We start from the raw sequence: 20,755 nt of genomic DNA on the forward strand, positions 1-20,755 counted from the left end.
ACTACTAAACCGATAGAAAAAATAGTTTACTTATAAAATATAATGACTTAAATCACGATTTTCGACAATCTTATCTAATCGTTGTGTCACATATTTTTCCGTAATTTGAATTTCTCCCATTTGCATTTCAGCCGATTCAAATAATAATTCTTCTAACACAGTTTCCAAAATAGTATGTAAACGACGAGCTCCGATATTATCCGTTGTTTCATTTAATTGCACTGCATATTCTGCCATTTTATTAATCGCAGTCTCATCAAATGTTATTGTAACTCCCTCTGTTGCGAGTAAGGCTTGATATTGTTTAATAATCGCATTTTTCGGCTCTTGTAAAATACGAACAAAATCATCTTTCGTCAAATCATTAAGATTAACACGAATTGGGAAACGTCCTTGTAATTCTGGAATCAAATCGGACGGTTTCGATAAATGAAATGCCCCACTACCAATAAATAAAATATGATCTGTATTGATAATACCATACTTCGTTTGCACTTGACTACCTTCGACAATCGGTAAAATATCACGTTGAACACCTTGACGGCTAACTTCACCGGCATTTTGATTTTTAGTTGCGATTTTATCCATTTCATCAATGAAAATAATCCCATTTTCTTGTGCTAATTTTAAAGCTTTTTGATGAATATCTTCTTGATTGACAAGACGGTCTGCTTCTTCTTCAGTAAGTAATTCAACAGCTTCCTTAACCGTCACCGTACGTTCGATTTTCTTCTTAGGCTTTAAAGCATTTAAACTTTCTTGCATATCCATCATTTGTTCCATAGCTGGATTTAAACTATTCAATTGTAGCTTTTTCTCTTCTAGCTTAATCGTCACTTCATGTTTATCCAATAAACCGTCACGAATTTGTTGGCGAATTTGACGACGTGAACTTGCTACTTCGTCCGATACAATTTCTTCCGGCTCTTCATCGACTGCCGGTTGCATCATTTTAAACATATCACCAAACATACCTAATCCATTATTAGCCGGTGCTTTCTTTTCAACTTTTTGTCCTGGTCTTAATGCTTTCGCAATCTTCTCAATCGCTTTCGCTTGAGCTTGGTCTTTTACTAATTCATGTTGTTGTGCTTTCACGATACGGATACTATTTTCAACCAAATCACGCACCATTGATTCCACATCACGTCCAACATAGCCGACTTCTGTATATTTGGTAGCCTCCACCTTAACAAATGGTGCTTGAGCAATCGTTGCTAAACGGCGAGCGATTTCTGTTTTACCGACCCCAGTTGGTCCAATCATTAATAAGTTTTTAGGCTTAACTTCTTCACGCATCTCATCATCTAATTTTAAACGGCGAATTCGATTGCGTAATGCAATCGCTACGGCACGTTTTGCTTCATCTTGTCCGATAATATATTTATCTAATTCTTGTACAACTGTTCTTGGTGTTAATTGATTCATATTCTTCACTCCTTATTCTGGTTCGTTCGGCTTGGCTTGACATCCACTTCAAAAGTCCACTCTGTGCGTTGTAACGCACGCCGTTGACTTTCTCCAGTGATTCAAGCCATAGCAGCCTCACTCACACTATGTTTTATTCTAGTTCCAATGAGTTGAAATGTCGTTCGTTTTGGATAATTCCTTTATGCGTTTCTCATACGCACTCACTATGCTTTACGCTTCTTCGACAATAATTTGGTCATTGGTGAAAACATCAATTTCTCCGGCGATTTTTAATGCTTGATACGCAATATCTTTTGCAGTTAAATCACTTTCTTGACGGACTAATGCACGAGCAGCCGCTAATGCAAAATTGCCACCCGAACCAATCGTTAAAACACCGTCATCTGGTTCAATGACCTCACCAGTACCACTCACTAATAACATTGTTTCTTTATTCATAACAATTAATAAGGCTTCTAACTTTTGCAAACCTCTATCAGTACGCCATTGTTTCGCAACTTCAACTGCTGCTCTCGTCAACTGACCTTGATGTGCTTGTAATTTTTCTTCAAACATTTCAGATAGCGTAATCGCATCAGCAACCCCACCAGCAAACCCAATCACCACTTGATTCTTAAAAATGCGGCGTAATTTACGAGCACTGCCTTTCATAATTACTTTTTCGCCCATTGTTACTTGACCGTCACCAGCCATTGCTAATTGATTGCCTTTTTTAACAGCACATATTGTTGTCATTTTATTCTTCCTTTCATTCTTTCGTTTTTCGTATTGCACGTGGATGTGCATTTAAGTAAGTTTCTCTCATTTGTTGCGTTGATAAATGCGTGTAAATTTGGGTCGAACTCAAATTTTCATGTCCCAACATCTCTTGCACACTTCGCATATCAGCCCCATTATTTAATAAGTGCGTAGCAAATGTATGTCGTAGTTTATGTGGATACATCGAAACATGCAAGCCAGCAGCTTGTTTGAGTGATTCCAAAATTTTTCGTACTTGCTCACTCCTGAGTGGCTGCCCTTTTTCAGTAATAAACAAGTGTCCAATATTATCTTGCGTTAAATAGCGTGGTCGCCACTCTTTTACATACAACTTAATCGCAGCATTCGCACTATCGCTCATCGGCACAATGCGTTCTTTGTTACCTTTACCGATGACTCGTATCATTTGAACGGATTGATTTACTTGTTTTAATTGCAAGTGACATAACTCACTGACACGCAACCCCGAACCATATAATAGTTCTAAAATCGCTCGGTCTCTTACAATAGTGTCAGTATCCAATTGATAGGCAGTATCCAATAATTGTGTCATCTCTTCTTCGTAGAAAAATTCTGGTAAACGTTGCTTTTTGCTCTTATAATGAATTAATTCCAATGGATTATAATCAATCGCATCTTCTCTCATCGCATATTTGAAAAAGGAACGTAAACTTGATAGTTTTCGAGCAATAGTATTTGAACTAAGCTGTAATTCATTCATTCTCGCAAGATATAGACGCATATCTTGATAATCAATTAAATGGATACTAGTATCACCTGTCTGCTCGAGAAATTGATAAAAATCGTATAAATCTTTTCGATATGCCGTCACAGTATGGTCAGAGTATCGGCGTTCATTTGTCAGATAATCAATAAATGATTCAATTAACTGTTCCATTGTTACGTCACTCCTTTTCTCACTTGGGCAAAATGCTCTCGCTCACACTATGTTGTATTCAGGCTCGTTCGAGCTGCCTTGACGTCCACTTCGTAAAATGCTAGGAGTGCTCGTGCACTCCGTCGCTTTTTTCTCCAGTGATTCAAGGCAAAACGCTCTCACTCACACTATATTGTATTATACATCAAGTTTGGTCAAAATTCCATAAAACTGAATTTCTACGCTCATTCAGCAATACTTTTCTTCTTGTTTCACCATAAGCATTCATTCTTATTATTGAATTAAATCCTTATTACTAATGCCTCCACACTCGTCGCATTCTAATATTTCCCAAACATTGCTTTAATCACGATTTGGAAATGTTTTTCAGTGGAAATACAAGATATAACATCATGAAGCCTTTGAGATGTAACATAGATACAAAAAAAGGCTCGTACTTTCAATTTAAAACTGAAAATACAAAGCCCTAAGTAATAAGCAGTTCACACGTCACTGCTGTACACATTTTTTCTAAAATTCTAAATAGTAATTCCTAGTCTAAACTTCAATTCTTAAAAAAGTCACATCTGTTTTACTATAGTGAGATTCTTACTGGCATTGCAGGAATTTTTGCACTATTGTAGAGATTGACCCGATACCAACCGGTGCAACCCAGTTCTGCGGTGATATATGAAATGTTCTGAATAGGTAACCCCTCCAGAATAACAGTATCTCCTTGAGCTTTTGCTGTTATTTCTTCCATATTCAAGTATCCAGCATTTGTCAGAAGTCTTAGACCTCCCAGCTTATTAGGGGATATTTCGACTCCATCAGGAGTATTCCCAGCAAGATATAGCCCATCGCCAGTATTTTCAAAATGCATAATCAGCTTTTCATCAAACTTTTCTAGCCTGGTCAGCGTTGGAGCTTCACATAAAATATCCTCCCCATAAACCTTCGCCATAGCTTGCAACGCTAGTCGGTAACCCACTGGCTGCTTTTTCTTTGGGTGAATATCCCACTCCATGCCAATATCTGAGATAACTGCCATACCAGTACCAGAAACGGTCTGAGATACTAGATGCTGTGCCTTTCGAATAGTGACATAAGATTCGCCTACGCACTGCATCCATTGACCGAAAGGTGCCAACTGAACGAATAGAAACGGTAATTCATCCTGCCAAAGGTGACGAAAGCAGCGTATCAATGCCGGGAACAATGTTTCGTAAAGCTCAGGGTGTTTGTCCCCATCCGACTCTCCTTGATAAAATAAGAACCCTCGAATTCCATAAGGAGCAACCTGACACAGCATGCTTTCATATAGACCACAAGGCCTTGTCTCGATTTTTGGTCCAATCACTGGCATTTGTGCAGAAAAATCGAAGGTACTCATATCAATTTCCTGTCCAGTAAGGGTCTTGATAATTTCTGAAAAAGGCATTCCCTGCATCAGCATATCAGAGACGGTATCCATAAATGGATCTACCTTCCAAGAAGCGGGATTGATTTCAAATTCGGCATTATAGCTTGCTAAATCCAAATTGGCAATAGCTTTTTGATATTCATCTAGATATATCTGTCCGCCTCCTTCACGAATCGCTTCCTCGCTCATCCAGGCACAAGCGGGGGTACCGCCCCAATTACAGCCTATAATCCCCACAGGGCAATCATACTTCACTTGAATTTCCTTGGCAAAGTAGTACCCCACAGCGGAAAACCATTTTAAATCCTCCGGGATAGCTTTTCTCCACTGAGCAAAATTCTTTCCGTAATCAGCCTCGTCAATTTGTCCTAGATAAGAAACCTCAGGATAGTCAAAAAAACGGATATTATGATTAGTACAGGTCTCTTTTTCTACAGGAAAATCTGCGTCATATCGCATGAAAAACTCCATGTTGGACTGTCCAGCAGCAAGCCAGACTTCACCTACTTGAACGTCTTTCCATTCTATAACCTCATTTCCTGCGCTAATAACAACGATTTCAGAAAAAGAAGTATGTAGCGGTGCCAAAGTGACGCACCACTTACCACTATCATCGGCAATGTCGCTCGCTGTCTGCCCTTGAATCGTAATGGCAACCGTCGCTCCAGGCTCTGATTCGCCCCAAATTGAAATATTCTTCTCCCGCTGTAAAATCATATGATTTTGAAATAGTATTGCTGGTTTTATCATTTTATTCTCACTCCGTATGATGTTAGATTGAGGGGGAAAAGTCGTAAATTCTAAAAAATCGAAGGATAAGATTGTTGTTAAATTAGCATCTTTAATTCCAGTTGTTAAAATTTATGGACTTTTTGCCCTGTCCCAATCTAATATTAAAAATTACATACTCAACAAACTTCCGAGATAGCCAAGACTTTCCTTTGGAGAACGTTCCATTGTATCACGATTTACAGAAACAAGACCAAACTGCATCTGATACCCCATTTGCCACTCGAAATTATCTAAAAGGCTCCAATAGAAATAGCCTTTCACTGGAATTCCATCCTCAATACAATGAACCACTCCATCTGTGGCAGTCTGAATAAAATTCATTCTACGGGAATCATCAGCGCTAGCAATACCATTTTCCGTAACAATCAAATTACCCTTGAAATCTTTTGCTACAGCACGAATAACATTCTCCAACCCTTGAGGATAATACTCATACCCCATTTGAGTACGCTCAGCATTCTCTGGAACTCCCAAATCTTCGTCAGGTCCAACTAAGGTACGAGTATAGTTTTGCACGCCAAGAAAATCATCATCTTGAATGAATGGTACATAGTGAGTAAATTCTTCTTCCCATTCTGCTTTGGCAAGCGCCTCTCCGCCATCCACGGGTTGAAAATCATGAAGACTTAATGTAAGTCCCACTTGAATATTTGGATACATAGACTTTATAACTTTTTTTGCAGCCTGGTGGCATTGCATGGTCAACATGTCACTATGCTCACTTCCTCCAAGATTAAAGCAATGTGGCTGAGAAGTTCCAAATATCGCCTCGTTCTCATCTGCTTGAAATTTCATATTTTCCATCATTGCCTCTAAATTTAATCCCATTTGAATTTTACCATCATCCTGACCAGATGTAGCTGCTTCTGCTGCCTGCTGCATCATCTTCATATATTGACGAGAAATCGCAGCAACCTGAAGTCCCATATTAGCTTCATTGATGGTGCATACATAAGTAAGTTCACTACCTAGTGATTTTATGACATAGGTAACATATTTTTCAAAATCCTCAACAATCGTATCAGCCTCCCAACCACCTTTACGAATAATCCAAATAGGAGAAGAAAAATGGAATAATGTTACTACTGGTTCCAATCCATTTTCACGGCATGTCTGAATTACATTACGATAATGGTCAATTACATTATCATCAAATACACCTTCCTCCGGTTGAATTCGAGCCCATTCAATAGAGAATCGATACGCGTTGAGTCCCGCATTCTTCATTAGTTTAATATCTTCAGCATAGCGATTATAATGATCACAGGCAATACCACTTCTTTCTTTATACGTAGAATGTGGCATTTGTTCCTGTGCCCAACAATCAGAATTTGTATTATTACCTTCCACCTGATGAGCTGCAGTAGCAGCACCTAATAGAAAGTTTTTAGGAAATTTTGACATAATTATTTACTCCTTTTTATAATTTTCATAACATTTAATTACTCTGTCACTTCAAACTCTGCCTTCAAATCTGCAGTGCTGTCACTTCCAACCCACAGCTCAAAGGTTGCTGCATCCTGTACATAACATTGTTTTGCTGTACTATAATACTTAAGTTCTTGTGAACCTATACTAAAAGTGACTGTATCTGTCTTACCACTAGGAATCATCACTTTTTAAATCCTTTAAGTTCTCTACTCGGGCGTGTGTCACTTCCCCAACGTTGATGTTCTACCTCTCTACCGTCTCTCGCAGAAGTGTTTTTCACCTATATTGACCATCTGTTCCAGCCCCCATACCTGAGTCAACTGTGCGAGTTTATCCTTAACGCTCATTCTATTTAACAGATCGTTAGTTCGTTCTTCAACAGTAAGATTTGGATTTTTATAAGCAATATATTCCTTATCAGCCATTATTTTATCTCCTTATATCCCTCTAAATATTTATGACATTTTAAAAATTGGATTTTAACAATTGCTAAATTTCCAGTTTGAAAGTTTTCAGCACTCGTTCATCGGCACTTGGACCTACTAAAAAATCATATTCTGTATGTTCTAATATCCAAGAATTAGAATTCTCATCATAATATTTTAATTCTTCTAACGGAATCTCAATTACAACATTTTTCTCTTCCCCAACTTGTAATTTAACGCGAGAAAATCCTCTTAGCTCTTTAATATGACGCTCCACCTTAGAATTTGGAACAGATACATATACCTGAACAATTTCGCTCCCATCTCGATTACCTACATTTTTTACTGGCACTTCTATTAATACTTTATTGCATTCTGTCTTCGCACATACGTTTCCATATGCGTACTTCGTATAGCTTAATCCGTAACCAAAAGGATACGCTGGTCTATGACCATCTCTATCAAGCTTACGATACCCATGATCATACTCATAGTAAATATTATTAGCTTTGAAGAAATCAATTTCTGGCAAATGTTTTTCTTCCTTCGGTATTGAGAATGGAAGTTTTCCAGATGGATTCACGTCACCAAAAAGAATTGAAGCAAGGGCACTTCCCCCTTCCATACCTGAATACCAGCTATATAAAATTGAAGAAACACTATCCTCCCATTCATTCGTAAGAATCATACTTCCACTAACCAATGCTACTATAGTATTCTTATTTAACTTTCCAGCTACTCTAATTGCATTAATTTCTGTTTGTCTTAAAGATAATGACTTTCTGTCTCCTCCAACAGGCTTTCCATCATCAGATGTATAAGAGGTATTATTACTTTTATTTGCTACTTTGCTCATAAGCATTCCTATAAGCTTATTTCCATTATTGAAATAGCCTTGAGCCATTAGTGCAGGTGAATTAATATCACTATCTGGCATTACATATTCGCCCTCATCATTGTAATCATTTCCTGCTATCACTATAACTGCATCACAATTAGGAGCAATTGTTTCAATTTTATCAAGCTCGTCTTCATTAACATGAATTACCTCTGTCTTTTCCCCTAGTACTTTTTGGATTCCTTGCAAAGCAGTTACAACATATTTAGGATATACATTACTACTTCCATGATCTCCTGTATTCGCCTGGACAGCTAAATGCCCAATTACTAACAATTTCTTAAGATTTGAAGGCAGTGGTAATACATTATTGCTGTTCTTTAAAAGAACCATTGATTCCTCTGCAGCTTTTTTAGCAAGCGCTATATGCTCTTCACAAGAGACAAGTGATTTGTTATATTCCATTGGGTCTTCTGTGTTCTCAAATATAAGCTGTGTCTTTAAAACTCGAAGAACCGCTTGATCAATTACCTTCTCATCTAGTTTCCCCTGTTCCACAGCACGCTTAAGTTCTAAACCAAAATGTACCGGAAGCGGCATTTCCATATCCATTCCTGCTTCAATTGCCTTGCTTCCATCACGCAGAGCAAAAATAAAGTCAGTAATAGTAAATCCTTCAAATCCCCAATCATCTCTCAAAATTGTAGTAAGTAAATGTTTAGATTCAGAAGCCTGAACTCCACGAAAACGATTATAAGAGCCCATTAATGATGCACAGCCTTCATCAATACACTTTTTAAAATGTGGTAAATAGACCTCTCGCAGAGTTCTCTCACTACAATCTACATCCACATAGAAACGACGATTTTCCATATTATTGACAGCATAATGTTTTGCACATGCCATTACGTTATGCTTTTGCACTCCTGCAACAAGTTTCGCTCCCATCTCTCCTACTAAGTACGGGTCTTCTCCATAAGACTCTTGGGCACGGCCACCAGCCGGATGCATCAACAGATTAATACAAACTCCAGCAAAATAATTTGCTCCCTGAGCTCTTGTTTCTTTTCCTATTGCTTCACCAATTTCTCTTTCCAGTTCTCTATCAAAGCTTGCAGCTCTTGCTATTGAAACTGGAAAACAGGTTGAGTTTCCCATTACAACTCCACGTGGTCCATCCGTAAATGCAATTGGCGAAATTTTTAATTTCCTATTACCATGCGATTCTATAGGCACAGGATTATACGTTCTTTTATACTTTATACTGTCTCTAAGCATTTTCCAATTTCCACTTAAAAACATCACCTTATTTTTAAGAGACATTTTGCTAAGATAACCTTCTGCCTTTGCATTAATCTGTTCATCTGTTAATTTGCATTTTTTATTAAACATTTTACTTTCCTTTCACATCATTACTGATTACGTCTAGCCTCTAAGTCAGCACTAATCTGTGGCATCATATCATCTAACGTATAGAATTTCATGAGCACAATTATTACAACAAAAAATACAGCTGGAATCCAACTATATAATGCTACAATAGCATTATTCGCTGCAGCAGACTGAACAGGTAAAGTTCCATCAAATCCTGCTGTGCCCATAACAAATCCTGTTATTATACTTGATAAACCCGCACCTACTTTGCTTGCAAATCCATTAACTGCAGAAAATGCACCTTCTACTCTATCTCCGTTCTTCCATTCACTGTAATCCATGCAAGAGATAACCATTACAGGTGCATAGAAAGATAACGGAAGCGCTGCTAAGACACCTAGGAGATTTCCAACAATGATAAGTCCCATGTTAGCACCAGCCAGTCCTTTGATTGCGTTTCCAAAAATACCTAGAACAGCACCTGCACTTACTACTTTTGAGAAAGATAGTCGTTTCAATATAGCAGGCATAAAAATCAATACAAAAGGAGTAATAAGAGAGATTAGTCCAACTACGCTAGCCTTTGTAACATCTCCAACAATATACTGAAAATAATAAGTTCCTACAGTTCCAAGGCTATTAATAAAATTATACAATAGTACCGCACCTGAAAGTAAAAATATGAACTTATTACTCTTTAAAGCATTAATCAGTGTTTTCATGTCTACTCCCTGATTTTGTGCAGCAACAACATCTGTACGTTCTTTTACAAACAAAAATCTTCCTATTCCAATTATCCCTAGAGGCAATGCGAAAATTGCAATCATCTTCTGCCACCCACCAGAACTTGTTCCAAGAGTTCCCATGAGAATTGGAAATACCGTTGATACAAGTACTGAACCAAACATGATTATTATACCATTCACAGAGACCAAAATATTTCTTGCCATATCGCTTTTCACTGCTCTACTAATATATACACTTTCTGATGCATTCAAAAGTGTAGCAAAGACTGAATTAGCTAACGTATACGTTGCAAAAATCCAAATTGACTTTCCAACTATGCCTAAATCTGGACAGGAAAACATCAGTAATGTAGTTAACCAAACAAAAATAATTGATACTTCATATGGTCTTGCCTTACCAAGTTTTGTATTCGTGTTGTCTATTATATATCCCGCAATCAAGTCTGTGACACCATCAAATAATTTACTAACTAATAAAATTGTACCTACCAATGAAGCAGACATAGCTAAAATATTCGTGCAATAATATGTCAAATATCCTGTTATAATTATATTACAAGATAAAGATACTCCTCTTGTTGACCACGCTAAAGCCTTATACCAAGGCAATTTATCTGATACAATGTGATTCTTTTCCATAATTTCTTCCTCCAGCAAATTTATTTAAAATGATAAATTATTTTATGTTTAGATTTTACGAAAAAGCCCTTTCACTTTATATCATTATAATGATATAATTATAAATATAATGATTTCAAAAGCAGTAAGGTGGTACTATTTTATGTATACAAAACTTTCTCAATTAAGATCAAATTACATAGAATATCTTCAACGTGAAAAAAATTCGCTAGTTAATAAGGATGAACATTTTCAAAAAGCGTCAAAGACAAATTTTCCTTCTTCATTCCTATCGGAATATCAGCTATATAATTCTGAGTACAATCGCGAACATACTCCCTATGCCAACGAAATTGCAATGATGATTGCCATAAGCAATGGTGATTTAGATGCTTATTTAAAGACTGCTGAATACTCTACTCAGCAAAGTTTGGGGCAATTATCAACCAGCTTTTCAAAATCTCTAGAATATCAATGTGTGATAGGGATTTCACTTTTTGCCAGGGCTGCAATTCGAGGAGGCGTTGATTCATATACTGCATATAATCTAAATGACCTATTTTTGCAACGAATCTCAGAATGTCATGATGTAGATAGTTTCTTAGCTGTAATGGAACATGCTGTCCATACTTTTATAGATGAAGTAAATAATTTAAAGAAAAGTGAAAATACTCCTGCTTACATTAAAAAAGCTAAACAATATATTAGAAATCACATTAGCGAGCCCTTTTCCATACAAGATATTGCAGATTCATTGGAAATAAGCAAGGAACATCTCATGCGACAGTTTCATAGATATACTGGATATACAATTAGTAAATCCATACATTACGAACGTATTCATGCTGCCCAAAACATGCTTACCTTCTCTGATTTCTCAATAGGACAAATCTCTAACTATCTTCAATATCCATCTCAAAGTTACTTTGGTCGCATTTTTAAGGAAATTGTCGGCTGCACTCCTAGTGAATTTCAAAAAAACCACCTATCAGATTTTTGATAGGTGGCATATTTTATTATACATTTAATCTATTTGGCATATTCGACAACACGCGTTTCGCGAATCACCGTTACTTTAATATTTCCAGGATAATTCATCTCGGATTCAATACGATTACGAATGTCACGTGCAACTTTCGCTGCTTGTGCATCATTTAATTGTTGTGGTTTAACCATTACACGAACTTCACGACCTGCTTGAATTGCAAAACTATGCGATACACCGTCAAAACTATTAGAAATTTCTTCTAGTTTTTCTAAACGGCGAATATAATTTTCAAGCGACTCACTACGTGCACCTGGTCTAGCTGCAGATAAAGCATCAGCTGCGGCTACCAATACTGCGATAACAGATGTTGGATCGGTATCCCCATGATGAGCTGCAATTGCATTCACTACAATCTCAGGTTCTTTATATTTATTTGCGATTTCAGCTCCGATTTCAACGTGAGAGCCTTCAATTTCATGATCTAATGCTTTTCCTAAGTCATGTAATAAACCGGCACGTTTTGCCATTGCAATATCTTCACCTAATTCGCTAGCCATTACACCAGCCAACTTAGCCACTTCAATACTATGTTTTAAAACATTTTGCCCATAACTTGTTCTAAATGATAAACGTCCTAAAATTTTAATGATATCAGGATGTAAAGAATGAATACCAACATCAAATGTTGCTTCTTCACCAATTTCCCTAATTTTTTCATCTAATTCTTTTCTCGCACGGTCAACCATTTCTTCAATACGTGCAGGATGAATACGTCCATCTTGAATTAGTTTTTCAAGTGCAATTTTTGCGATTTGACGACGAATTGGATCAAAACCACTTAATACAATCGTTTCAGGAGTATCATCAATAATTAAATCAATCCCTGTCAAACTTTCCAATGTGCGAATATTACGTCCTTCACGTCCGATAATTCGCCCTTTCATGTCATCGCTTGGCAAATGAACGACTGTCACTGTATTTTCAGCTACTAAATCAGTTGCACTCTTTTGAATTGCTTGTAAAATAATACTCTTAGCATTACGGTCAGCTTCATCTTTTGCCTTTTGTTCAGCATTTCTTACTAATACTGCAATTTCGCTTGAAAGTTCTGCTTCTGTTTCAGTCATGATAATATCACGAGCTTCTTGACGAGATAAAGTTGCTACACGTTCTAATTCTGCTTGTTGCTCATTAATCAATACTTGAACTTGTGCTTCTTTTGTTTCTAACGCTTCTTTTCGTTTCGTATATTCTGATTCTTTTGTTTCAAGATTTAATTCACGTTTGTCGAGATTATTACTTTTAATGTCTAAATTCTCTTCTTTTTGAATTAAGCGATTTTCCAACTTATTCGCTTCATTCCGACGTTCTTTTAATTCTTGTTCTATTTCATTTCGGTACTTTAAATTTTCCTCTTTAGCATCAAACAACGCTTCTCGTTTCAATGTTTGAGCTTGAAGAATCGCAGCATCAACGATAGCCTCAGCATTTGCTTTTGCTCCGTCAACCTTTTTTTCATCATTTTTCTTTTGAATGAAAACGCCTAAAACGAAACCGATAATTAAAGTAACGATTGCGAAGGCGTACGACATAAAGTCCATATGAGTCACCTCCGTATCATTATTTATATGTTATTTTCAAATAGATGAAATTAAATCAACCATTCTGTGTATTCACACAATTATTATTTTAGTTCTTTTCTAAGAGAATGTCAATGAAATGGAATGCTTTGTGAAAAGTTAATTTACATATTTCAATCATTACGCTTATCCAAATGATAACGATTTATTAGTTGTTCTGTTTGCTGCTCCAATATTTCTTTATTGGACGAATGTTTATTAATCAGCATTTGTATATCTATCATTGAATCAATAATATCTTCTGTCATTGCTCTAAGTGATACAGACGGTAAATTTTCCCAAAAATCCAAAATATTTGTCAGCACTTGTAAATGGTGAATAGCATTTTTTACCAAAGATTCAAGCAGTACACTTTGCCCTGCTCGTCCAAATAAATATTGATACACATTTAAAGGAAGATAGAGCCAACTCTTAACATATTGCATTGGGAAAAGGCTGTACTCCATGTCGACATAATAAATCCCCTCTGTTAATTGAATGTGATTTTCTGACAAAATGGACGTTTTATAGGTCAAACTATGCATCGCTAAACGTTTAGTTGGGAGAATAGACTGCTCGATTCTGGCTATGGCACTGTCCAGTGGTTGTTTTAATGTGGACTGTCTATACGTGGGGTTTTTTAATGAAAAATCGGTCACCACCATATCAACATCAGTATTACTTAGAGCATCTAATAAATTTTCAAAAGCAGCAGTGTCCACCCAATCATCACCATCCAGCACTTTAAAGTACTTACCTTTCGCATTAGCAATTCCGCAATTAATGGCAGAGCCATGACCACCATTTTCTTTCGAAATTAAGCGAACTGACGCACCTGGCAATTGCTCAATACATTCCTTAATAATATCGACCGTTTTATCTGTACTACCGTCATTGATAACTAAAACTTCAAACCATTTCCAATAACGTACATCACTATCGAATAGCGAATCAATCGCACTCGCAATATAGCGTTCAACATTATAAGCAGGAATAACAACTGTTAAGATATATGTATTGTCACGCATTACACCTAATCTCCTTTCACTTACTATTATTTTACTACCTTTCAAAAACGTTCTCAATATAGTCATTCTAACCTAAAAAGAGAGCTTAGTCATGCAACCAAACTCTCCCCTTTTTATTTAGAAATTATTTTCTTCACATTAGCAAATGTAATTAGCAGTAATAGGATTAGCCCAACAATATTTAAACAAAGTAGCACTGGCGACAAATTTCTCGAGAAATTATGGATAGCAACACTGAGTAGTCCAACGGATACGACTAAAGAAACTAGATTTTTTATATTCATATAAATACTTCTCCTTACTTAAATATTAATAATACATAATTAACAATTGAAATAATAACTAACAAGTATGACGAACCCCATAATTCTTAATATTTTTTACCGCTTTGCATTGATTCCCCTTTTGGATTTCAATGACCTCACATTAACAATATAATACACTTGATAGTACAACTCACCTCATTATACTCGTCTTTTACGTAATATTTAATCTATGATATAGCGGTTACTGAATTAAAGATATTATCATGATCGAAAATACAAAATTCATAAATTACCATTTATATCAAAATAACCAACACCACGATATTACTTTTTTCTGTATATGTATAATATACATCACAAAAAAATCGTTGGCAACAAAATATACTTAAAACGCCCAGAAAAATTTGACTACCCTCTTTCTAATATGCTATCGTAAAGTTATTAAAAATAAACTTCGTACAACACATAGTTTAACATGCACCACAGGAAAACATCTTATGAACGTAGACATCTATCCTGGATATTATATAAGTGAGTAAGCACTTCAATAGCTATGTGAAAACGATGTTCTTTTCAACTGCTTGGACCTAGGAAAAGGAGAAAACTTCAATGAATGAAATAATAAAATTAAAACCCTTTACCGAGCTAAATCTCAAACACATTTGGGAAATCGGTTATAGAGAGCACTCTCCTGAATGGAAAAAATGGGACGCACCTTATTTTGACGATTATAAAGCATTTGCTACCTTTGATTCTTTTAAACAATCTAATGTATATCATTTTCTAAGTTCATCTTCAGTCCAAGGAATTTTCATTTCAGAAAAGCCAATCGGTATGGTTTCTTATTACTGGGAAAATGAAAAAACTAGATGGCTAGAAATCGGCATTATTATCTTTGATTGCAATTATTGGAGTGGAGGGTATGGTGCTCAAGCATTACTTCTTTGGATAGAGTATATTTTTTCCACTATTACAAAATTAGAACATATAGGTTTAACTACTTGGAGTGGCAATCAACGTATGATGCGAGTCGCTGAAAAAATTGGTATGACAAAAGAAGCTCAAATTCGAAAAGTCAGATTCTGGGAAGATGTCTACTACGATTCAATTAAATACGGCATTCTTAGACAAGAATGGAAAGCACGATTAGAATAAATTTAGAAACAGTTAAGAAATACGTTTTATCCGAAATGTAGTTTCTTAACTGTTTTATTGTCTCTACAATCATTATTCCTTGATAGCCGGCATATTTTTGTCTTGAACTGTTTTACACAGCAAAACAGGAGCTCCTTACGAACTCCTGTTTATTCGCTATCTTAATTTTACTACTCTTTGGAAGTATGCCGCTTGCCAATTGCTAAAGCATCAGCCTCAGACATCTCAATTACTTTTGAAAAATTAGTATTTCTTGGCATATTATCCTTAGAGTACCAGTAAACATCTGCTTTACCACGCCGTGCGATATGCACCACTTCAGCTAGATGCGATTCTACTTCAGCATTGCTATTGGCATCTTGAGCCTCTGTATCAGTAGGCACAAGTGACGGTTCAGCCATTCCAGTTAAATAATCAATAATAGCATTTTGAGAATAGTTTTCCAGTGTTACTGTTGTAATTCCATATTCATCAGAAAATTCCTTATCACTTCCAAGCGTTATTGGAAGAAGATTTCCCTCATCGTCAATACCAACATACTGAAGAACTATTTGTCGTGGCACGAGTTCATCATCCGTATAAACCGGCACTACTTTGTAATCTAACCAATAGTTCGGATGAAGTGCCAGCCAATTATCCAAACGATTTTCGTAGTAGAGCATTCCCTCGGGGTTACTGTCATCTGTACCGTCATAATTTCCAATATTCGTCCAAGCAGTTAATTGAACAAGATTTCTACCCTCATCGGTCAAGCCACTAAACTGATAACCGATAAGATGACCTCTATGAAATAGATAGGCTTTCTTACCCTCGCTACTATAAGCCATTTTATAGTTATGCCAACCTTGTGGGTCAAAATTGATACGTGGTTCTCGCTCTTTAGTCGGTTCATCTTTATCTTGTAATTGAATATGAGCAGAAGTTGCTCGACCTAATGAATCGAATTCTCCGAGTATCATTTGTTTCTCTCCAGTTGGCTCAAGAATATCTAAAAACGAATAATCCCACTGATTCGCTTTAACATTTTGCGTCAGCGTTAAAATAGAAAATATGGACACGCACATCAATACTATCAATCTCAAAAATCGTTTCATCTTATACCCCTATTCCAGCATCATTAACAAATATATCGCTTTCAAATTTTGATAGTTTTAGTATAGCATTCTCTCCAAAAAATTTGAAGTGCAAGACTAAAAAGAATTGGCAACTGGTAATAGTTATATAAATATACCGTTGCCTGTTAAATAATTCTTTTTATCCACCTTATGTCAGTGCACCCATTTATTATTATCCATAATAAACGGTTTAGCTAATCCCTCACCTGTATAATCTGCATATTTCGTCAACAAATACTGGTAACAATCTTCTTTAGTTTTAAATTTAATGGCTTGATACGGCTCTTCAAAGGAAAGTTTCTCTACAAATAGAAATCCGTCATTCATTGGAACTAATACACCAACATGCCCAATAAAAAGCGATTCTCCGTCTAAGTTATCATGTAAAACAACCGACAACATTCTTGCATTATCGCTAAACTTGAATTGCGACAGAAATTGCTCCATTTTTGCTGCATGAATGCTCACATCTGTCGTCTTTTCTGTTTGCACTCTTGAGAACAAGCGATTAAAGTCTTCTTTGTCTTCAGCACTAAACAATTTTCCATTATCAATGGCATCATTATCAATAAAAAGCAGTGCATCATCTTTTGTAATTTTAGGAATTTCAATGTTGTTTTTCAATAAGACATACGAGTTAATCCGACAGTTTGTACCTACAAAATCACTATGCTTGGCATTCCATAATTTACTTATTGTTTCAACATCGTACTCTGTTTTAATAAAAGGAGCAAACTCTCCCTGTAAACCAACCGAATTGACGATTTCGTTGTACTCATTGACTAATTTAAAGAATGATTCCACACTCTCTTTATCCAAATGTGCAGACAATAATGTTTTCACTTCTTCCACACTACTCTTGCTATCTAAATTGGTATAAGTCGCAACCGACTGTCCTGTTTCTTGCGATGTACTCACTACTGTTGTTTCTTGATTCGCCTGTTTTTGTTCCTGTGAACAACCACCTAGTAATAAAAGTGCTGCGATACAAAGACTTAGTTTGGCAACTTTGTTCATGTTCTTCTCCCTTTCAATTTGATTTATTTTATCAATAGTTGAATTTAATGACATATAAAAAATTTCTCTCTATAATCAAGAACCTAAAAATCTAATGACTTCAAAATCGAAATCCAAATTATTTAATATTATCATTCACCATATTAGTTAAAATAAAAGAAAAAAACAAGTTAACAATCCCGGATTTAATAGGATTGTTAACTTGTATAAGTAGCTGATTATCTACCACGTTCTTCGACGTATGCACATTATATGAACTTATACTAAATGACAAACGTTGATAAAACAACATTTCAAAAGAATAATAAACGCCATTAAAAAGCACAAAATGTCAAAAAACGTATTCAATTACGTATTCAAAAAAAGCATGCCTGCCAGCGTGTTATTTTTTTATTTCACAAGTACATATCTTACCTTATTAATTAGCACTTTTGAAAATTACTATTTTTCATCAATAAAATTAGTTGATTTTTATATAGGTAGTGCTATAATAAGGGTGCAGTTAACAGGAAATGTAGGTTCATTTCCCTCCGGTGAACATAGTTTAAGAGACCTTCCCAAGCTCTTATCTCGCTCCCTGTCACCGCCTAAAAGCCCCAGTTCAGGGGCTTTTTTGTATGCAATAAAAAAAACGAGGGACAGACCCCTCGCTAAAACATACTTTATGGAACCTACTTCCGATTTTCCCACATCGGCTTCTTATGTTTATTTTTAAAAGTGTTTTAATTATTTACAGAAGCAATCTAAAAACCATCTACTTATTTTCTTTTTTGAAGAAATGAGCTAGCTCTTTTACAATCTGAATTGCAGTTAACAAGATTGTTAAAATGGTTTGTAGGTTCATTACACACCTCCTCTAAATAAGAAGAAGTTCCACGATTTAAATTATATCATGGAGTAATATAAAATAATATGACCAAACTCTACTTATTATTTCCACTTCACTACTTCCTAACCAACTTCCACTCCACACCATTAATCACTAAGTCATAATCATCATCCAACACCTTGGCTTTACCAGTCTCTTGCGAAATTGTGGCAGCTGGCTTATCTGGTAATTTTGTTTGTGTACTCGCTACTTGTGCAAATACTCGCTTACCGTCAGTTGTTTTAACTGGGAAATAACGTCTATCACCTTTATAGGAAATATAACTAGCCCATTCGTAACCATTCGCTGTATAAATACGGTCAATGATTTTAGTATCACCTTTCTTCAACGTATCCACAACAGACGCTGTGCCAATCGTATCAGAATGAACACGCAAACTGTCGATAGTACATTCATATGTGGTCGGTGCAATCGTTTTATAATCAGCAGATGAGCCGCTATCTTTTATCCGGTAAAAATGCAATGGTGTTCCACTTCTACCGTCAATTTGCGTAATCGTAATACCATTATCATAATAATTGCAGTGGATAATTTGCGTAGGACTGTACACCATTCCAGTATGCCCACCACTACCTAGTGACTGACCTTTTACACCAGAAACAAACAAGTCTCCTTTTCTAATCTCACTACGACTAATCGGTATCAACAGCTTGCCTTCCAACGCATACAAGGTTTCAGTATTCCCTAACCATGTATTTCGTGGAAGAATACCAGCATAAATCAATGCAGAATAAACTGATGACGAACAGTCATAGCTATTTGGACCATTTCGATAATCCATTGAATACGTTACTTTACCTTTTTTACTTTCAAACCATTCAATGGCTTTTAATGCTTTACTCATTACTCCTTCACCCTTTCTAAAATTAGTGTCATATTTCTCTAAGTTGTATTTATCTATTAATTCAATTAATTTTTCTTCGTACCTTGTATCAGTCGCATAAGTACCTTCTAAATACCCTGCTTGCTCCCTAGCTGATTTTGCACTTAACACGTACGCATAATACGTTTTGCTAAATTCTGTATCAAACATTGCTTCGTGGTGGATAACAGAATCCTCATGACTATCATACGCTCTGAATTTTGCCTTAATTGTATACAACTTCCCTGTACCGTCATCTTCTTGTGTATTAAATACAGCTACTTTTCCTTTGTATCCGTCATGTGTTTTAATACCAAATAAATTATAATTCGGTGCATCTGCTAATTTAGATAGTGAACCACTATCTGGCTTCAATCCGCTTTCAAGTATAAATTGCGCTATCGACACGCTAGGATAAATATTCCTTGCGTGTTTAATGATTAATTCAACGATTGTTTCAAACAATATTTTCAACTCCTTTCTGCATACAAAAAAGACACCCCAGTAATAGGATGTCTTAATGGAAATATTGGATAAATAATTGGTTGGTCGGCACCCCAACATCTCAGATACCCTTTCAGGTGCGGCAGGAGCCCTTTCTGCCCTCAACTATTTATACTATACTACACAGTATAGGCTTATTCCCATTTTTTGTCAAATCTTTTTAACCTTCCGCTAAAAGTACGATTTTTTAATTTCTTTTCAGTAATTGGATAAACTGAAGGAATATAATAAAATTCTTTGTTAGTATGTAACTTTAATGCCATTAATACATTGTCATCAAACTCTTTAACGAATTCTAGCGATAAATTATCTTTATCGGAACCAACCCCGACAAAATCCGGATTATTCAATATTTCATCTAATACACTCAGATATTTTATCGCTTCAGGGTGTCGTCTTTCCACATGTTTTCGCAAACCCTCAGAATGTTTGAAAACTAATTTAGTGGGTAATTCAACATTTAATAATTTACTTATTTCATCACTTATTTTCCCTACAAAAATATGATTATCACTATCCATAGTATCCCTCCAATATTTCCATTAACAATTATAGCACATTTCTACACTTTGATTCTATATAATAAAACAGACAGCAC

At 35.9% G+C, this 20,755-nt stretch carries 17 protein-coding genes; 2 read left to right on the forward strand and 15 right to left on the reverse strand.

Annotated features, from left to right (window positions below):
• Positions 1–30 precede the first annotated feature (30 nt).
• The 9 genes from hslU to JDW14_05005 all read right to left on the reverse strand — a co-directional run bounded on the left by hslU (position 31) and on the right by JDW14_05005 (position 10,735).
• A complete protein-coding gene (hslU, locus tag JDW14_04965) occupies positions 31–1,428 on the reverse strand; it encodes an ATP-dependent protease ATPase subunit HslU (GenBank protein ID QQD66447.1) in 1,398 nt (465 codons plus the stop codon).
• Positions 1,429–1,641: 213 nt separating this feature from the next.
• A complete protein-coding gene (hslV, locus tag JDW14_04970; GenBank protein QQD66448.1) occupies positions 1,642–2,166 on the reverse strand; it encodes an HslU--HslV peptidase proteolytic subunit in 525 nt (174 codons plus the stop codon).
• Positions 2,167–2,179: 13 nt separating this feature from the next.
• Positions 2,180–3,088 (reverse strand): tyrosine recombinase XerC, encoded by a 909-nt coding sequence (gene xerC, locus JDW14_04975; protein QQD66449.1) that lies wholly within the window; start codon positions 3,086–3,088, stop codon positions 2,180–2,182.
• 574 nt (positions 3,089–3,662) lie between these two features.
• On the reverse strand, positions 3,663–5,240 hold the full coding sequence (locus JDW14_04980; protein ID QQD66450.1) for a hypothetical protein: 1,578 nt from the start codon (positions 5,238–5,240) through the stop codon (positions 3,663–3,665).
• Between the two features lie 150 nt (positions 5,241–5,390).
• The gene (locus JDW14_04985; GenBank protein ID QQD66451.1) at positions 5,391–6,686 is read right to left on the reverse strand and encodes a family 1 glycosylhydrolase; all 1,296 of its coding nucleotides are present in this window, start codon (positions 6,684–6,686) and stop codon (positions 5,391–5,393) included.
• A gap of 38 nt (positions 6,687–6,724) precedes the next feature.
• Entirely contained in the window at positions 6,725–6,895 is a 171-nt protein-coding gene (locus tag JDW14_04990; GenBank protein QQD66452.1) for a fibronectin type III-like domain-contianing protein, read from the reverse strand.
• Positions 6,896–6,964: 69 nt separating this feature from the next.
• A complete protein-coding gene (locus JDW14_04995) occupies positions 6,965–7,138 on the reverse strand; it encodes a hypothetical protein (protein ID QQD66453.1) in 174 nt (57 codons plus the stop codon).
• 64 nt (positions 7,139–7,202) lie between these two features.
• Positions 7,203–9,368 carry a glycoside hydrolase family 3 C-terminal domain-containing protein gene (locus JDW14_05000; protein QQD66454.1) on the reverse strand — a complete coding sequence of 722 codons (2,166 nt, stop codon included), beginning with the start codon at positions 9,366–9,368 and terminating at the stop codon, positions 7,203–7,205.
• 20 nt (positions 9,369–9,388) lie between these two features.
• Positions 9,389–10,735 (reverse strand): MFS transporter, encoded by a 1,347-nt coding sequence (locus JDW14_05005; GenBank protein QQD64699.1) that lies wholly within the window; start codon positions 10,733–10,735, stop codon positions 9,389–9,391.
• 142 nt (positions 10,736–10,877) lie between these two features.
• Between JDW14_05005 and JDW14_05010 the strand changes: the two genes are divergently transcribed.
• A complete protein-coding gene (locus JDW14_05010; protein ID QQD64700.1) occupies positions 10,878–11,714 on the forward strand; it encodes a helix-turn-helix transcriptional regulator in 837 nt (278 codons plus the stop codon).
• 29 nt (positions 11,715–11,743) lie between these two features.
• Here the strand turns inward: JDW14_05010 and rny are convergent, their stop codons facing one another.
• Positions 11,744–13,303 (reverse strand): ribonuclease Y, encoded by a 1,560-nt coding sequence (rny, locus tag JDW14_05015; GenBank protein ID QQD64701.1) that lies wholly within the window; start codon positions 13,301–13,303, stop codon positions 11,744–11,746.
• Positions 13,304–13,455: 152 nt separating this feature from the next.
• Complete coding sequence (locus JDW14_05020) at positions 13,456–14,349, reverse strand: glycosyltransferase family 2 protein (GenBank protein QQD64702.1); 894 nt, start codon at positions 14,347–14,349, stop codon at positions 13,456–13,458.
• 875 nt (positions 14,350–15,224) lie between these two features.
• Here JDW14_05020 and JDW14_05025 point away from each other — a divergent pair.
• Entirely contained in the window at positions 15,225–15,770 is a 546-nt protein-coding gene (locus tag JDW14_05025) for a GNAT family N-acetyltransferase (GenBank protein QQD64703.1), read from the forward strand.
• Between the two features lie 170 nt (positions 15,771–15,940).
• Here the strand turns inward: JDW14_05025 and JDW14_05030 are convergent, their stop codons facing one another.
• From JDW14_05030 to JDW14_05045, 4 genes are all read right to left on the reverse strand, one after another.
• On the reverse strand, positions 15,941–16,864 hold the full coding sequence (locus JDW14_05030; protein ID QQD64704.1) for a DNA/RNA non-specific endonuclease: 924 nt from the start codon (positions 16,862–16,864) through the stop codon (positions 15,941–15,943).
• A gap of 174 nt (positions 16,865–17,038) precedes the next feature.
• Positions 17,039–17,902 (reverse strand): DUF4300 family protein, encoded by an 864-nt coding sequence (locus JDW14_05035; GenBank protein QQD64705.1) that lies wholly within the window; start codon positions 17,900–17,902, stop codon positions 17,039–17,041.
• Between the two features lie 944 nt (positions 17,903–18,846).
• The gene (locus JDW14_05040; protein QQD64706.1) at positions 18,847–20,118 is read right to left on the reverse strand and encodes a glucosaminidase domain-containing protein; all 1,272 of its coding nucleotides are present in this window, start codon (positions 20,116–20,118) and stop codon (positions 18,847–18,849) included.
• A 173-nt stretch (positions 20,119–20,291) separates the two neighbouring features.
• Positions 20,292–20,678 (reverse strand): hypothetical protein, encoded by a 387-nt coding sequence (locus JDW14_05045; GenBank protein ID QQD64707.1) that lies wholly within the window; start codon positions 20,676–20,678, stop codon positions 20,292–20,294.
• Between the last annotated feature and the right edge of the window lie 77 nt (positions 20,679–20,755).

It is taken from the genome of Aerococcaceae bacterium zg-252, assembly GCA_016237705.1.
Lineage (GTDB): Bacteria > Bacillota > Bacilli > Lactobacillales > Aerococcaceae > Globicatella > Globicatella yangjingiae.

What these genes read in the sequence shown, in the direction of transcription:
- rny (QQD64701.1), bottom strand. Translation starts at nt 13,303, where the DNA reads ATGGACTTTATGTCGTACGCCTTCGCAATCGTTACTTTAATTATCGGT.
- JDW14_04990 (QQD66452.1), bottom strand. Translation starts at nt 6,895, where the DNA reads ATGATTCCTAGTGGTAAGACAGATACAGTCACTTTTAGTATAGGTTCA.
- JDW14_05000 (QQD66454.1), bottom strand. Translation starts at nt 9,368, where the DNA reads ATGTTTAATAAAAAATGCAAATTAACAGATGAACAGATTAATGCAAAG.
- hslU (QQD66447.1), bottom strand. Translation starts at nt 1,428, where the DNA reads ATGAATCAATTAACACCAAGAACAGTTGTACAAGAATTAGATAAATAT.
- JDW14_04985 (QQD66451.1), bottom strand. Translation starts at nt 6,686, where the DNA reads ATGTCAAAATTTCCTAAAAACTTTCTATTAGGTGCTGCTACTGCAGCT.
- JDW14_05010 (QQD64700.1), top strand. Translation starts at nt 10,878, where the DNA reads ATGTATACAAAACTTTCTCAATTAAGATCAAATTACATAGAATATCTT.
- JDW14_05035 (QQD64705.1), bottom strand. Translation starts at nt 17,902, where the DNA reads ATGAACAAAGTTGCCAAACTAAGTCTTTGTATCGCAGCACTTTTATTA.
- JDW14_05020 (QQD64702.1), bottom strand. Translation starts at nt 14,349, where the DNA reads ATGCGTGACAATACATATATCTTAACAGTTGTTATTCCTGCTTATAAT.
- JDW14_04980 (QQD66450.1), bottom strand. Translation starts at nt 5,240, where the DNA reads ATGATAAAACCAGCAATACTATTTCAAAATCATATGATTTTACAGCGG.
- JDW14_05025 (QQD64703.1), top strand. Translation starts at nt 15,225, where the DNA reads ATGAATGAAATAATAAAATTAAAACCCTTTACCGAGCTAAATCTCAAA.
- JDW14_05045 (QQD64707.1), bottom strand. Translation starts at nt 20,678, where the DNA reads ATGGATAGTGATAATCATATTTTTGTAGGGAAAATAAGTGATGAAATA.
- JDW14_04995 (QQD66453.1), bottom strand. Translation starts at nt 7,138, where the DNA reads ATGGCTGATAAGGAATATATTGCTTATAAAAATCCAAATCTTACTGTT.
- xerC (QQD66449.1), bottom strand. Translation starts at nt 3,088, where the DNA reads ATGGAACAGTTAATTGAATCATTTATTGATTATCTGACAAATGAACGC.
- JDW14_05005 (QQD64699.1), bottom strand. Translation starts at nt 10,735, where the DNA reads ATGGAAAAGAATCACATTGTATCAGATAAATTGCCTTGGTATAAGGCT.
- hslV (QQD66448.1), bottom strand. Translation starts at nt 2,166, where the DNA reads ATGACAACAATATGTGCTGTTAAAAAAGGCAATCAATTAGCAATGGCT.
- JDW14_05030 (QQD64704.1), bottom strand. Translation starts at nt 16,864, where the DNA reads ATGAAACGATTTTTGAGATTGATAGTATTGATGTGCGTGTCCATATTT.